The organism is Lysinibacillus sp. UBA6686, from assembly GCF_002455205.1.
Classification (GTDB): domain Bacteria; phylum Bacillota; class Bacilli; order Bacillales_A; family Planococcaceae; genus Lysinibacillus; species Lysinibacillus pakistanensis.
Window position 1 is genome coordinate 26,712 of the sequence record NZ_DKJS01000004.1, and the last position, 13,399, is coordinate 40,110.

Below are 13,399 nucleotides of genomic sequence, written 5' to 3' on the forward strand. Positions count from 1 at the left end.
ATTCTCCTTTCAATTGTTATTTGAAAGGATACACGATAAAAATAAATTTCTGATTAATTTTTATAGAAAAAGCTGCCTAAAATTTTTTAGACAGCTCCTACTTATGATTCTGGATAGATCGATTGAATGATTTACACTTCTTGCTCAAGTGAAAGCTTTTGTTGGAGGTTATGATAGATACCTTGACGTTGCATTAACTGCTGATGATTGCCCTGCTCGACAATTTCCCCCTGTTGAATAACGAGAATTTGATCGGCACTCTCAATCGTTTTTAAACGGTGTGCAATGACAAAGCTAGTGCGCCCCTGCATCAAATGCTGTAAGCCCTTTTGAATATCGACCTCTGTCTGCGTATCGACACTTGATGTCGCTTCATCCAAAATTAAAATATCTGCATTTTCCAAAATTGCCCGGGCAATAGCAAGTAATTGTCGTTGTCCCTGACTTAAATTTCCGCCTCCTGCATGTACTGGCGTATCATACTGGGCTGGTAAGTATTTAATAAAATTATGAGCATTGGCTATTTTCGCTGCTTCCTCTACCTCTGCGTCTGTCGCATCTAGCTTACCAAAACGAATATTTTCCCGAATAGTCCCAGAAAATAAATACGTATCCTGCAATACGACTCCTACTCTTTGACGGATTGTAGCCATTTTGTAGTTCTCAATGTTTTGGCCATCAATCAAAATTTCACCTGTATCCACATCATAAAAACGTGTAAGCAAATTGATAATAGTCGTTTTTCCTGATCCCGTTGGTCCAACAAGCGCTATAGTGTCACCAGCTTTAGCATGAAAGCTTATATTTTTTAGGACTGGCTTCTCGGGTAAATAACTAAAGGACACATGTTGAAATCTCACATCTCCTTTTAAAGATTGGATATCAATAGCCTGTGGTTTATCCGCCACCTCTGATGATTCATCTAAAATTTCAAAAACACGCTCTGCTCCTGCAATTGCTGACTGGAAGGTATTTAATAGATTGGATAGCTGATTTAGCGGACGGAAAAATTGACGTGTATACGTAACAAATGCCGCAATGACACCGATAGAAACAAACCCTTGCACTGATAAAAATGCCCCTGTTCCAATAACAACGGCTAGACCTAGGTTATTCATAAAGTTATTAATTGGACCAAGAAGGCCTGATGTAATTTCTGCTCGCTGTGCCGAGTTGCGTAAATTTTCATTTTGTTGATAGAATGTGGCAATTGTTTGCTGTTCCTTTCCAAAGAGTGTGACAACTTCCGCTCCTGTAATCATTTCCTCAATATAGCCATTAAGTTTGCCTAAATCACGTTGTCGTGCTGCATAGTTTTTACTGCTACGTTTCACAATTTGCTTTGTCGTGAAAACAATAAGTGGAATAATAATTAATGTGACAATGGCTAACTGCCAGCTAAGAGAAAACATCGCAATACTAACACCAATCACTGTTAAAATGGATGAAACAATTTGGGTCACACTTTGCGCAAGGGCTGTATTTAAATTATCAATATCATTTGTGACACGGCTCATTAAATCACCAAGTGCACGCTGATCAAAAAATTTTAGGGTGAGCGTTTGAAGTTTTTTAAATAATTCCAGTCGCAGTGTGCGAATGGTTTTCATCGCTACATGAATCATGACGTATGTTTGCAGCCAGGTAAAAATAGAGGCGATTGTAAAAATGACGGCTAAGACAATCCCGAGACGAATCGTTCCAGCAATGTCCTTTTTCATAATATAGTCATCAACGATATGTCCAATCATATAGGGGCCTGCTAAGCTTAAAAATGTTGAGGCGATGACAAAAAATATAGAGAAATAAAGCCCTATTTTTTGTAGCTTCACATACTGCCATACACGGTATATTGTGACCTTTTGATTTTTAGCCTTTTCAGTTGGACCACTCATACGAGGTCCACGTCCAAAATTCATTTGCTTTGATTGACTTTGATTCATGATTGTTCACCAGCCTTTTGCTGTGAAGCATAGATTGCTTGATAGGATTTATTATTCTGTAATAATTCTTGATGAGTGCCCTGACCAACAATTTCGCCATCCTCTAATACAAGAATGACATCTGCCTGCTGAATCGAAGCGATTTTTGAGGCGACGATAAATGTTGTGGTATTTTGATATTGTTCATGAATGGCTTGTTGCACATGTTTTTCAGAGGCACTATCCAATGCTGATGTTGTATCATCCAGCACTAATATAGCTGGTTGCCTGATTAGTGCACGGCTTAAGGCCAGTCGTTGCTTTTGTCCACCAGAAAGATTCGTTGCTCCCTGTGATAATTCATGTGCGATGCCTTTATCAAGTCGTTCTACAAATTCAGTAGCACATGCAGCATCCAATGCTTTTTGTAGTTCTTCAGTTGTTGCATTTTCCTTACCTACACGAATATTTTTCTCAATCTCACCTGAGAATAGTAGTGCTTTCTGGGAGGTAAAGCCAATATGCTCACGTAAAGTTGACAATGCATACGACTTTATTGGCTTTCCATCCAAGTGTATTTCACCACTAGTAGGGTCGAATAAGCGAGGTAAAAGTTTTACCAGCGTGGATTTTCCACTCCCCGTTTTGCCAATGAGACCAATTGTTTGTCCTGTCTTCACGGAAAAGGTAATATTTTTGAGGACATCCTCTGCCGTTTCATAATAACGATAGCTGACATTTTGAAAATCAATTGCACCATGGATTGGAGTAGCAAGTGCACTTTCTGCTTCTTTCACTGTCACCTCTTTATTTAAAACATCTATGATGCGTTCACCAGAAGGGATTGCACGGGCAATTTGCATTAGCACCATGCTTGAAGACATCAAGCCATTCAAGATGATTGTTAAATAATTGATAAAAGCGAGTATGACGCCTACCTGTAATGTTCCTGCCTCCACTTTAATTGCCCCAAGCCAAAGTGCTGCAACAATGCCCAAGTTGATCACAAACATAGTAAAGGGTACAAGCACACCAACAATTTGCTCGGCTGTAATAAAACGCATTGTCAGTACATCATTATGTTTACTAAATTGTTCAATTTGCTGTGTTTCACGACGAAAGGCTTTGATCACACGAATTCCTGCTAAATTTTCCTGTAGCTTTGTATTCACTCCATCAATGGCCTCTTGTACTCTGCGATATAGCACACCTGAATACTTTGTAAAAAAGTACATAGCTATGATTAACATTGGTACAATAATCAGTAGTATGGAAAATAGTTCTCGAGCAGTGACAAAGACAATTATAACTGCACCAATAAAGAGCAGTGGCCCACGTACAAAAATACGCAACGTCATCATAAACGCGCGTTGAATACTCTCCACATCACTTGTTAATATCGTAATAAGCTTTCCTGTTGTGAAATTATCACGTTCCTTTGCTGAATACGTCATCATTTTCTCATACAATGATTGGCGAACATCAGAAGCAAAATGAATCGCTGCCTTGGAACTATAATATGAACAACCAATTCCACCAAAAAGTCCAAGCACCGCACTTACTAACATCCATATGAACATTTTCAGCACATATGGATTATCCCCATTAGCAATGCCTGTATCAATCATATGCTGCATAATTGTGGGCTGAAGTAAATCCATCGTTACCTCTAGCACCATCAGCAGCGGTGCAATCAATGTAAAAAATTTATAGGGTCCTAAATAGCGCCCTAATTGTTTAATTGCCTGCATTCCTTCGACTCCGTTCCTGTTAAATCATTCGTTTCTCATTATAACTGAAAATCATTCCCAATTGCGAAGAAGTTTTTCGAGTCTCGTAATATTTTGCTAGATTATGTCTTTGTAGACTCTTAAATACTATGGAATCATTTGCCTTCTCTACCATTTGACAGCCACTACTATGCTCTGTCAATAACCACCACACTACATTCAATTTGCAGACTATCGAAAACCTCTCAATAGCATACAATTGTATACAAAAGTATACAAATCGTCAATATCAACCTGATTGCCAGCTAAAAAAACCACGAAAGCTTTTGCTCACGTGGGTTCTCCTTTTACATTTATCAAAGCTGTTATCTTCTACTTGTGAAACATTGGCAGAAGTGCTGTTCATAGAAATCCATTTTGCATAAGTCCATAACTTCATAGGCTTTAAATCCTTATACGAACAATCAATGCCAAACTAATTACCGTTATCCATTTTTGTATCTAGAGTTTCAATAAGGATTTTGCCCCTTGTAATTTTTAATTACTTTTTCTGGGAGCAAGACCTGTTATAATGTAGTCTTACAAAGCTTTTTAAAATTTTTAGAAAAAATTTTTTGTGCTAGTTGCTCTTTTGCTGGATGAATCCCAAGTAATATCACAGTACAAGGCCCAGCACTTTTCTCAGTATTCAAGACACTTTCAACCTGTACTTCGCCAAAAAGTCGGGTAAACTCTGCTTGTAGCCCCTTTGAACCGACAGGCCAAACTTGCTGAACAATTTCCTCTTTCCATGCATGATAAATAGCTTGAAGCTGTGCAACATCCTCGGGCTGCGCAAGGACTTCATTGCCTACAAGTGGCAGTCCATACGTATACCAACGAAGGTGCTCAAGCTCATAGGATGTACGTTTTTGCGGCTCACCAAGCATTGTAATGGCTAAAGCAGATTGTAAAGTTGGCATATTGGATTCTGTACTACCATCTATCTGTGGGCATATTAGACCAGCCTCCTCAAAAACCTGCTGTATACCTGCTACATAATGATACCAAGCAGCATCCCCTGAAAAATTTGCTAGTATAATATGAGTAGGTAAGGCATTTACTGCAAGCTGCTCTAAAAATGTCACACGCGCTGTAAAGTAAGCCGTGAGCTTATCTGAAGCTGACACAATATCTTGTGGCTTTTCACCAATTGCTGCAGCATTATCTGTAGTCGCAATAAGCCCGCCTATTTTCACTGCATTTCTCAATGTACTCGCCCACCCTTACGAACAAACACCTTAGAAAGTATCGGCATGACAACGGCTACAATAACCAAATTAATAAGCGTTGCTAACGGAAGACTAGTCAGCGATGCCCAGTAGAATGCTGGACTTATGATAAAATAAAATGGTAATGGTGCTACCACACCATTTAAAAAAAGTGCCACAGGCCATTTCCAGAAATGCAGGCCTTTTTTATGCATTATTCCAAATATCCAAACGACGATAACCATTTCTACTGCGATGATAATATGTAATGGTCCAAATGGGAATCCAGTCGTTAAAGCTGTAATAAAATGCCCAATGCCTCCTGCGACTCCCGCTAATACTGGCGATAAAAATACAACACTTAAAAATGCAGGGGCGGAGTCCAATGCAGCAGTCGATATAATTGCTGGAATTTTAATCACCGCTCCAACAGCACAGATAGCGGCTACCATAGCAGTGAGCGTCAATTTCGTAAATCTTTGTCGATTCATTCCATTCCCTCTTTTCTGTCTTATTTAATTTGCTCTGCGATACCATACCATATGCGTATGACACGTTCTGCTTCAGCAAATAAAGCTTGATACAATCGCCCACAAGTATCACGTAGTAATCGTGCTTGCTTTTCCATTGGCACAACCCCGCGCCCCATATCAGTAACTATGATATACAATGTCCTATTTTCCTCTAGAGCCTGTAGTCTTGTTAACATGGCGTTGACAAGAGCCTCATCCTCCTCAAGATTTTGTGTGACAAGCCACTTTTCAAGGCCTTTGATAACTAATACATCACATTCAGGAATAGATTCAGGTAAATAACCATCGACTAATACAGCCTCTTGATCTACAAGCAATGTCATAACATAGTCGGTTTTTCCATTATAGGCTCCTCCAATAAAGACATGCATCTATTTCCCTCCTCCCAAGCTTTCCTTGAAAATGTTAAAGTAAACATTTTATCATGTGGCACATTATACGTCCAAAAGGGCTGCTCCACTGGGCCAAATTCTACAAGTAATGCTCGAATAACGCCACCATGTGCAACCACATAATAGTTATCTTCATCCCTTGGTAGCGCAGAAAAACCATCTTTCACACGCTGACAAAATGCAGCAAAGCCTTCCCCATTTGGTGGTGGAGACAAAACAGGGTTGTCTAACCATGCACAATACCTGTGATCAGATTTTAACTCCTCGTATGTTTTTCCTTCGAACTCCCCAAAGTTAGACTCTCGAAGTCGCCAATCAGTTATGTAAGTAGCATTTGGAAAATAATGAGCAGCAGTTTCCCTACAACGTCGCAAATCACTGCCATATACTTTCATAACATTTTTATCTACAATCGATAGTTTAGATATATCAGCTAATGATGCGTCCGTCCAGCCAAGATAACGCTTTTCCAAATTCTCTTTTGTTGGTGCATGCCTCATTAAGCGCACAATAACAATGTTATCCACAATACTACCTCCATTCCCTCAATGGAAGCGCCTAGTAAATCACCAGAAACGCCACCAAAGTTGCGCATTGTAAATTGTCGGAAAACCACAAGGGCAATAGCTAAAACCACTAGAAGCACAATTGGGACAAATGTAAAGCCTGCAATAAGGAAGACGATTGTATATGCGACAATTAATGTAATAAGCATGAAACTAATTAGTACATATTGCTTAATATGAGATTTAAAAAAGTAGGCAAGCCCTTTTTCTTTTGAACATTTTAGTGACATAAAATAAAAGCTCATGCCTACTCTCGTTAATAAAGGGATAAAAATAAGCATCCAAAGTGCGAACTTATGCTGTACGAGTAATTCATGCAGTATGACAAATTTTCCAAGCACTAAAAATAACACAGAGAGCACACCAAATGCGCCGACACGCGGATCATCCAAAATTTCTAATCGCTTCTCACGATCCCGATACGAAAAATAAGCATCTCCCATATCAATAAATCCGTCTAAATGTAAACCTCCAGTGAATAAAGCAAATAGCCCAATAATTACAAAGGACAGTAATATTTCACTGCTTGCCGTCCATTCCGTTAAGCTATAGATCACTGCCGCCGTTGCCGTACCCATTAATGCACCTACCCATGGCAAAAAGGCGAACATCCCTGTAACAGTTCCTTTTGTTAATGATAGTTCTTTATGTACCGGCAAAACTGTAAAAAATTGTAATGCAAGTAATAGGCTCTGCCAGAAATTTTTCATCGTCTTGCCTTCCTTCATTTTAGATTCAAGGACATCATTTCCATTTTTTTACGATACTATAATTTACTTCATAGGCTTCCGCTGCCATCGAAACAAACCACTGATGGAAATTCCCTAGCATTTGTCGGTATAATTCTACCTCTTCATTAAGATACGGAGGCTCATCAAATAATTCATTGGATACAACTATTAGCGTGATCTTTTTGCTAAGTAATGATTGTACAGCTATTTTTAAATCGCTTAGCTTCCTCTCTAAGCAGCCTGGTTGCGCTACACATGGCATTCCTTTATCAAAGCCCTCATAAAAAGCATTTGTTAGCCATGTTGTGACGCAATCCCATAAAACGACATCACCATCTCTTAGACTTTGGAGCGAATCTGCCATCTTATACGGGGCTTCAATCGTCAGCCATTGGATTCCTTGAGTTTGCCTATCAGCCTGATGACGCTGTATTCGTTTCTCCATTTCATAATCCAGCGCAATCCCTGACGCAATATAAACAAGACGCTGTTCTTGCATCGATTCCGTATAATAATGCGCAATCGCCATTTTTTCTGCAAAATGGGATTTACCACTGCGTACTCCACCAGTTATAAAAATCAATGGCAATGTAAACACCTCCTATTGCAGATGATAAACCGTTCCTATCTCTTTCACATGCCATTGCTGTTCAAGATGTTCAACTTTCGTAACGCTTGTCCCGTTGATAAATGGCTCTGCCCATAGCTGATCTATACTACGATCTAAAATAGCATTAATCATGCATTTAATTGTGACAGCATGAGAAACAATTAAAATATTGTCTTGCGGGTATTTTTCTGCAATTTTCTTCAGCGTAAACATTGCCCGTTCTGTCACTGCACCAAAGCTTTCGGTATGAGTAGCAACAAATTGAGCGGGATAATTCATGTATAATTCATACTCTGAGCAGTGTGTTTTTTGAATTTCCTCCATCGTTTTCCCTTGCCAGTCTCCTAAATAAATTTCTCGTAAATCATTTTCATAAAAAATTGGGAGCTGGCGATCACCAACAAGAATATGCAGCGTCTCCATTGCCCGACCACTTGAACTACTAAATGCTGCAGCAAAGGATATATTCTTTAAATATTCTTGTAGCTTTTTTGCATGTAAAACACCTACTTCGGTTAATGGTGAATCTAACCACCCCTGTAAACGATGCTCCTTATTCCACATCGTTTCACCATGTCTTACTAGTAAAAATGTTGTCACTCTTCTCACTCCTAATTTGCTTTAAACCAAGTCTGCAAACAGTTATGTAAATAAGTCATAGCCGTAATATCTTTTATACCAATACGGAACCATTCGCCATTTAATCCTAAAAAGTTATGAGTATGGCGCAGCACGACACCCTTCGATAAACAATACGTAAAAAAGGCTTCTGCTGACTGATTTTTGGGTAATGCAAAGCATATATAATTGGTTACACTATTCGTCACCTGACAACCGTTTTCTTGTAAATAACTTTGTAATGTGTCTCGCTGGTTTCTCGCATAGGTAATAGCTCGCTGACAATAATATTGTTCATCTAAGCACCCTGCGCCTATAACAAGTGCAAAGGCATTTAAATTCCAATGAGCAAGCATGCCCTTTAGCTCTCTTACAACTGCTGGGTCTGCAACTAAATAGCCCAATCTCAACCCTGGAATAGCATACATTTTTGTCATCGAACGTACAACAAGCACATGAGGGTTTTTCACTACATGTCCGATTAAAGAGCACCCTTCATCCACCCAGTCAATAAAGGCTTCATCAATAACAAGCTCACAATTTACGCTTGCTCCATGAATCATTAACTGTTCCAGCTCTACTTTTTGAGGTAGCACACCTGTCGGATTATTGGGCGTACAAATATAAAGAGCATCTGCATTTACCATTTCTCGCTTTAGTTGTTCCATCGGTAATGCATATTGAACAATATCCTCTACGATAATCGGTACAATATTTGCGCCAACTGCTTGCAATGTTCGTTCATATTCAGAGAAAGTTGGATGAACGATAATAACACGCTTACAAGCATAGCGTCTAGCCAATACAGCAAAAAGTTCAGATGCCCCATTTCCAAGTAAAATAGAATCTTTTATCACATGATGAAAAGCTGCAACCTTTGTAAGGAATGGCTCACCATCTGGATCAGGATATCGTTGAATAAGCGGATAAAATGTTCGCCAGCGTGCCTCCACAAACGGAGGCGGCCCTGCTGAATTAACATTTTCGCTAAAATCATAGACATCTTCTGGCATAACAAGCCCTAACTGCCGATAGACATTTTGTGGATTCGCTCCATGATTAGGTAATTGCAAATATTAACACCTCCACTGCTAACATAACAAGTGTAAAGAGCAATGTCGCTATTCTCATATGTATAACGGATGTAGCGATATGCTCCTTTGTTAAGGGTACTAATTTTTCCCCCATAATTGCTCGGTGTGAGACAACCCCATGGTAGGAGTTTCTACCACCTAGTTCTACCCCTAGCTGCACAGCTGTTGCTGCCTCTAAATAGCCACTGTTAGGACTAGGGTGCTTCTTGGCATCCTGTGCCCAGCGTTTTAAACGTTTTCTAAGGGATACATCTGTTTCATTTTTTGTACCCAATACAATGAGTAGACCTGTGATACGACTCGGAATAAAATTAAGAACATCATCAAGCTTCGCTGAGAACATGCCAAAGTCTTTATATTGATCATTTTTGTAGCCAACCATCGAATCTAAGGTGTTTACAGCCTTATAGCCCCATAAACCAATGGCACCAAATAAAAAAGCATAGAATAACGGGGCTGTTACACCATCACTTGTATTTTCTGATACTGTTTCCACGACACCACGCACAATCTCATCCTCACCTAGATTATCAGTGTCTCGTCCAACAATCCAAGATAGCTTTACACGTGCTTCGGCAAAATCCCCCTTAACAAGCGGTTCATATACTGCCATTGCAGCCTCCTTTAAGCTTCGCTGAGCCAGTCCAATACCAATAAGAAGCCCTTCCACCACAATGCCCAATAGCAAGCTAATTTGGTAGCTTATTAGCAGAATAGCCGTAACTACAAACATGGTCGTGCCCACAACAGCGAGTGCCATGACCATGCCGCGGAATTTTCTCATTTTCCCTTTATTCCATAATTCCGTTTGAGCTTGAATAAGCTTTCCAATCCAACGAACTGGATGAGGCAGTTTAGGAGGATCACCTACTAGTAAATCAAAAACAAGCCCGATGATACAGGCAATAACCAATGCCAACATCACAAATTCTCCTCTTTATCTTTTTTATATTTTTGAATCGCCTCTCGCATTGTCACATATACACCATGACCTATCACTTTTCCTAGCATTGTAATCGGGCCCGCATATTGATGGTACTCCCCTTCTTCTGTCGAGGCAATAAGCAAACTATCTGTTGATGTTCCAGTAGCCTGCGTACCAGTTGTAGGGTCGATAATACCCTCATCAATAATAGCCTTAACCTTTGCCTCCGTTGTAGAGATCATCGCCTGAAATAAAGCTTCATCTGATAGCTTTCCATTAATCATGACCCAAGTATTAATGGTGCCCGCATAATATTGCTCCTGCCGATGATAGGCACGCGTAATATCTACGGCATTGCCGAGTCCAGCCGTTATCATAACAACTAGGTGGATGCCTTCAACGGTAAATTCCCGAATTGTTGCAAATTTAGCATAGACAGCCGTCATCATTGCCACTGTGCTATCAATTGGAAAACCCTCTTTATGTATAAATTGTTGTAATTCCAGATGTGGCTTCCGTTCGTCATACGTCTTCGGCACTGACCGATTCATGAAGTGTGTATAATAGCCAAAGCCTGGATTGTGCATAGCTGAGGATACAACCTTCATCGGCGAAGCTGTTTGCAGAGCAACATAATGTTCGAAAATATGAATATCTTCCTTACGAAGTACGGGCATTTCATAAAGCCTCCTACTAAAATTAGAACCATTCTTTATGACGATTACAGCCATAAAAAAACAAATTCTTACAAAGAAGAATTTGTACTGTCCAATTTTTAAATTAATAATAAACTTCAAATTTGAAACTTCTGAATTTTTGTACAGCATTACAACTTCATACTACTCAAATTATTTATTTTCTTTGAAATTGTATCATAAATTTATGTTTTATAACAATTTAATTTCTTGATACACTTATTGTCTTTGTTTTAAATTTTTAAAACGAATTACAGACCCGGCAATGATAAATACCCAGCCAATTCCGATATAGACAAATTTCATAGTTTTTGTCGAGGATGGTAAAACATCCATGATTGTTAGACAAACAAATAGTATCCCAACCACTGATAACAGCATACCAATTGATAAATTTTTCAATAGAAAGCCCTCCTATCTATGTACGTCCTCGATTTTACCGTATTCTAGCTAAAAAGAAAACACTAATCCAGGTAAGGATTAGTGTTTATTTCCTTATGCTTGCACATGTGCAAAAAATTCTCCATAAAGTGCTTGTAAAATTTTGTTTTCAAATTCTTGGAGCACACCAAATACTAGACTTACTTCTGATGAACCCTGATTAATCATCTCAATGTTGGCACCTGTTTTGGAAATTGCAGTAGCAGCACGTGCCGCTAGACCTGTATTGTTCCGCATACCTTCGCCAACGATCACAATCATTGAAAAACCATGACGCATTTGCACATCATCTGCCTGCAATTCATTTTTCACGCGTGTCAAAATGCGTGCTTCATTTTCTGGTGTCAATTGATTTGAACGCATAATAACAGAAATATCGTCTAAACCAGACGGTGTGTGTTCATATGAAATATTTTCATCCTCTAAAATTTGTAATAGCTTACGGCCAAAGCCTACTTCACGATTCATTAAATATTTAGAGACATATAAAGTTGAAAAGCCACTGTCTGCCGAAATACCTGTAACCGGACGACCTGTTGCAGGACGGCTTGGTACGATACGAGTACCTGGGGCTAAAGGATTATTTGTATTTTTTATGTTAACTGGCACCCCAATCTTATAGACAGGCATCAGCGCTTCATCATGGAACACGGAAAAGCCTGCATAGGATAATTCGCGCATTTCGCGATACGTAATTTCTTTAATTTCCACTGGATCATTCACGACTTTCGGATTCGCAGAGAACACACAATCCACATCCGTAAAGTTTTCATAAAGCTCTGCCTCCACAGCTGCTGCGAGAATAGAGCCTGTAATATCGGAGCCACCACGGTCAAATGTACGCAATACGCCCGCTTTAGTGTAACCGAAGAAACCTGGGAACACAATAATTTCTTTTGTGTTTTTGAGTGGTGCTAAATTGACATAAGCCTCAGGTAATGCAAAAGTGCGTTCTGGTAAATCATTGACCACCAATCCCTCTTTTGGACTTACATATCGTGCTGGCATACCAATCGAATTGAAATATGCTGCGATAAGCTTCGCATTATTGTCTTCACCTGCAGCTTTAATGCTATCAATAAATAATTCCTCATTGGATTTATCGCCCTGTACACGCTCACGTAGATCCTCCGCAATCACGTCACAAATGGCATAATCTAATGCCAAACCATCTGCAATTGCCTTAAAACGGTTGACAACAGTTTGGATTTTCTCTTCAGTATCTTCATTTTTTACGGCTGCCATTGCTAAATGGATTAATAAATCAGTTACTTTTATATCATCCCCAGAGCGTTTCCCTGGCGCTGAAACGGCAACGATTTTACGTGCCGGATTAGATTTTACAATGTTTGCTACTTTTTGAATTTGTTCTGCACTTGCTACAGATGTTCCACCAAATTTACATACGATCATATCTATCAAATCCTAACTTTTTGAAATAATTGTATTCCTCCAAAAAACAATTGAATGTACACAGTGTACAAATTATCGTTCCCCACGTCAATACAATTTAAAAAATTCACGCAATTTACCGATAGAAAATGGACAATTTTCGCACTGTTTGATTTATTATACGGATTTCATACGAAATAGTTAAGGTTTTTACAAATATTTTTTGTGAAATTCATATAATCGTACAATTCTTCGTCTGAATAAGCTTAAATCATCGAATTTCCGGAAATTATCGTCATTAGGACATGTGTTGGCTTTAGAAAAGTAGTTGCAAGATTCTCCCCCTGATTTTGTTCCCATTTTGACAGAGTGTTATGGGTTTCTTCTATATAAATAAAAGAAAACGCTTACCTCATTATGATATGCAGAGAAAATAGTGATGTTTGTGCTATTTTAAACAACATTCGCAATTGGAGCCGAGCGATTCTTTGACCTACCCG

General features: G+C 39.1%; 14 protein-coding genes. All 14 read right to left on the reverse strand.

Annotation, left to right across the window (positions count from 1 at the left end; translation table 11 throughout):
• Nucleotides 1-131 precede the first annotated feature (131 nt).
• On the reverse strand, nucleotides 132-1,943 hold the full coding sequence (locus B2R82_RS00990) for an ABC transporter ATP-binding protein (RefSeq protein WP_286923093.1): 1,812 nt from the start codon (nucleotides 1,941-1,943) through the stop codon (nucleotides 132-134).
• A complete protein-coding gene (locus B2R82_RS00995; RefSeq protein WP_286923094.1) occupies nucleotides 1,940-3,673 on the reverse strand; it encodes an ABC transporter ATP-binding protein in 1,734 nt (577 codons plus the stop codon). Before B2R82_RS00995 ends, B2R82_RS00990 begins: the two co-directional genes overlap by 4 nt.
• A gap of 545 nt (nucleotides 3,674-4,218) precedes the next feature.
• A complete protein-coding gene (locus B2R82_RS01000; protein ID WP_286923095.1) occupies nucleotides 4,219-4,902 on the reverse strand; it encodes a hypothetical protein in 684 nt (227 codons plus the stop codon).
• Nucleotides 4,899-5,393 (reverse strand): ECF transporter S component, encoded by a 495-nt coding sequence (locus B2R82_RS01005; RefSeq protein ID WP_286923096.1) that lies wholly within the window; start codon nucleotides 5,391-5,393, stop codon nucleotides 4,899-4,901. Before B2R82_RS01005 ends, B2R82_RS01000 begins: the two co-directional genes overlap by 4 nt.
• A gap of 20 nt (nucleotides 5,394-5,413) precedes the next feature.
• A complete protein-coding gene (locus B2R82_RS01010; RefSeq protein ID WP_286923097.1) occupies nucleotides 5,414-5,806 on the reverse strand; it encodes a bifunctional adenosylcobinamide kinase/adenosylcobinamide-phosphate guanylyltransferase in 393 nt (130 codons plus the stop codon).
• Nucleotides 5,755-6,354, reverse strand: a complete 600-nt coding sequence (locus B2R82_RS01015) for a histidine phosphatase family protein (protein WP_286923098.1) — start codon at nucleotides 6,352-6,354, stop codon at nucleotides 5,755-5,757. Before B2R82_RS01015 ends, B2R82_RS01010 begins: the two co-directional genes overlap by 52 nt.
• Nucleotides 6,327-7,103, reverse strand: coding sequence for an adenosylcobinamide-GDP ribazoletransferase (cobS, locus tag B2R82_RS01020; protein ID WP_286923099.1), 777 nt, complete (start codon nucleotides 7,101-7,103; stop codon nucleotides 6,327-6,329). Before cobS ends, B2R82_RS01015 begins: the two co-directional genes overlap by 28 nt.
• Before the next feature lie 34 nt (nucleotides 7,104-7,137).
• A complete protein-coding gene (locus B2R82_RS01025) occupies nucleotides 7,138-7,713 on the reverse strand; it encodes a bifunctional adenosylcobinamide kinase/adenosylcobinamide-phosphate guanylyltransferase (RefSeq protein WP_286923100.1) in 576 nt (191 codons plus the stop codon).
• 12 nt (nucleotides 7,714-7,725) lie between these two features.
• A complete protein-coding gene (locus B2R82_RS01030) occupies nucleotides 7,726-8,334 on the reverse strand; it encodes a histidine phosphatase family protein (protein WP_286923101.1) in 609 nt (202 codons plus the stop codon).
• Nucleotides 8,335-8,345: 11 nt separating this feature from the next.
• A complete protein-coding gene (locus tag B2R82_RS01035) occupies nucleotides 8,346-9,425 on the reverse strand; it encodes a pyridoxal phosphate-dependent aminotransferase (RefSeq protein ID WP_286923102.1) in 1,080 nt (359 codons plus the stop codon).
• The gene (gene cbiB / locus B2R82_RS01040) at nucleotides 9,412-10,368 is read right to left on the reverse strand and encodes an adenosylcobinamide-phosphate synthase CbiB (RefSeq protein ID WP_286923103.1); all 957 of its coding nucleotides are present in this window, start codon (nucleotides 10,366-10,368) and stop codon (nucleotides 9,412-9,414) included. Before cbiB ends, B2R82_RS01035 begins: the two co-directional genes overlap by 14 nt.
• Nucleotides 10,368-11,048 carry an adenosylcobinamide amidohydrolase gene (locus B2R82_RS01045; RefSeq protein ID WP_286923104.1) on the reverse strand — a complete coding sequence of 227 codons (681 nt, stop codon included), beginning with the start codon at nucleotides 11,046-11,048 and terminating at the stop codon, nucleotides 10,368-10,370. Before B2R82_RS01045 ends, cbiB begins: the two co-directional genes overlap by 1 nt.
• 237 nt (nucleotides 11,049-11,285) lie before the next feature.
• Nucleotides 11,286-11,468: a hypothetical protein gene (locus B2R82_RS01050; RefSeq protein ID WP_054771733.1), complete on the reverse strand. Its 183-nt coding sequence runs from the start codon at nucleotides 11,466-11,468 to the stop codon at nucleotides 11,286-11,288.
• 93 nt (nucleotides 11,469-11,561) lie between these two features.
• Nucleotides 11,562-12,920 (reverse strand): aspartate kinase, encoded by a 1,359-nt coding sequence (locus B2R82_RS01055; RefSeq protein ID WP_286923106.1) that lies wholly within the window; start codon nucleotides 12,918-12,920, stop codon nucleotides 11,562-11,564.
• Nucleotides 12,921-13,399 lie beyond the last annotated feature (479 nt).

Coding starts and splice junctions, on each gene's coding strand:
- cobS (WP_286923099.1), bottom strand. CDS start 7,103: ATGAAAAATTTCTGGCAGAGCCTATTACTTGCATTACAATTTTTTACA.
- B2R82_RS01005 (WP_286923096.1), bottom strand. CDS start 5,393: ATGAATCGACAAAGATTTACGAAATTGACGCTCACTGCTATGGTAGCC.
- B2R82_RS01010 (WP_286923097.1), bottom strand. CDS start 5,806: ATGCATGTCTTTATTGGAGGAGCCTATAATGGAAAAACCGACTATGTT.
- B2R82_RS00990 (WP_286923093.1), bottom strand. CDS start 1,943: ATGAATCAAAGTCAATCAAAGCAAATGAATTTTGGACGTGGACCTCGT.
- B2R82_RS01055 (WP_286923106.1), bottom strand. CDS start 12,920: ATGATCGTATGTAAATTTGGTGGAACATCTGTAGCAAGTGCAGAACAA.
- B2R82_RS00995 (WP_286923094.1), bottom strand. CDS start 3,673: ATGCAGGCAATTAAACAATTAGGGCGCTATTTAGGACCCTATAAATTT.
- cbiB (WP_286923103.1), bottom strand. CDS start 10,368: ATGTTGGCATTGGTTATTGCCTGTATCATCGGGCTTGTTTTTGATTTA.
- B2R82_RS01045 (WP_286923104.1), bottom strand. CDS start 11,048: ATGCCCGTACTTCGTAAGGAAGATATTCATATTTTCGAACATTATGTT.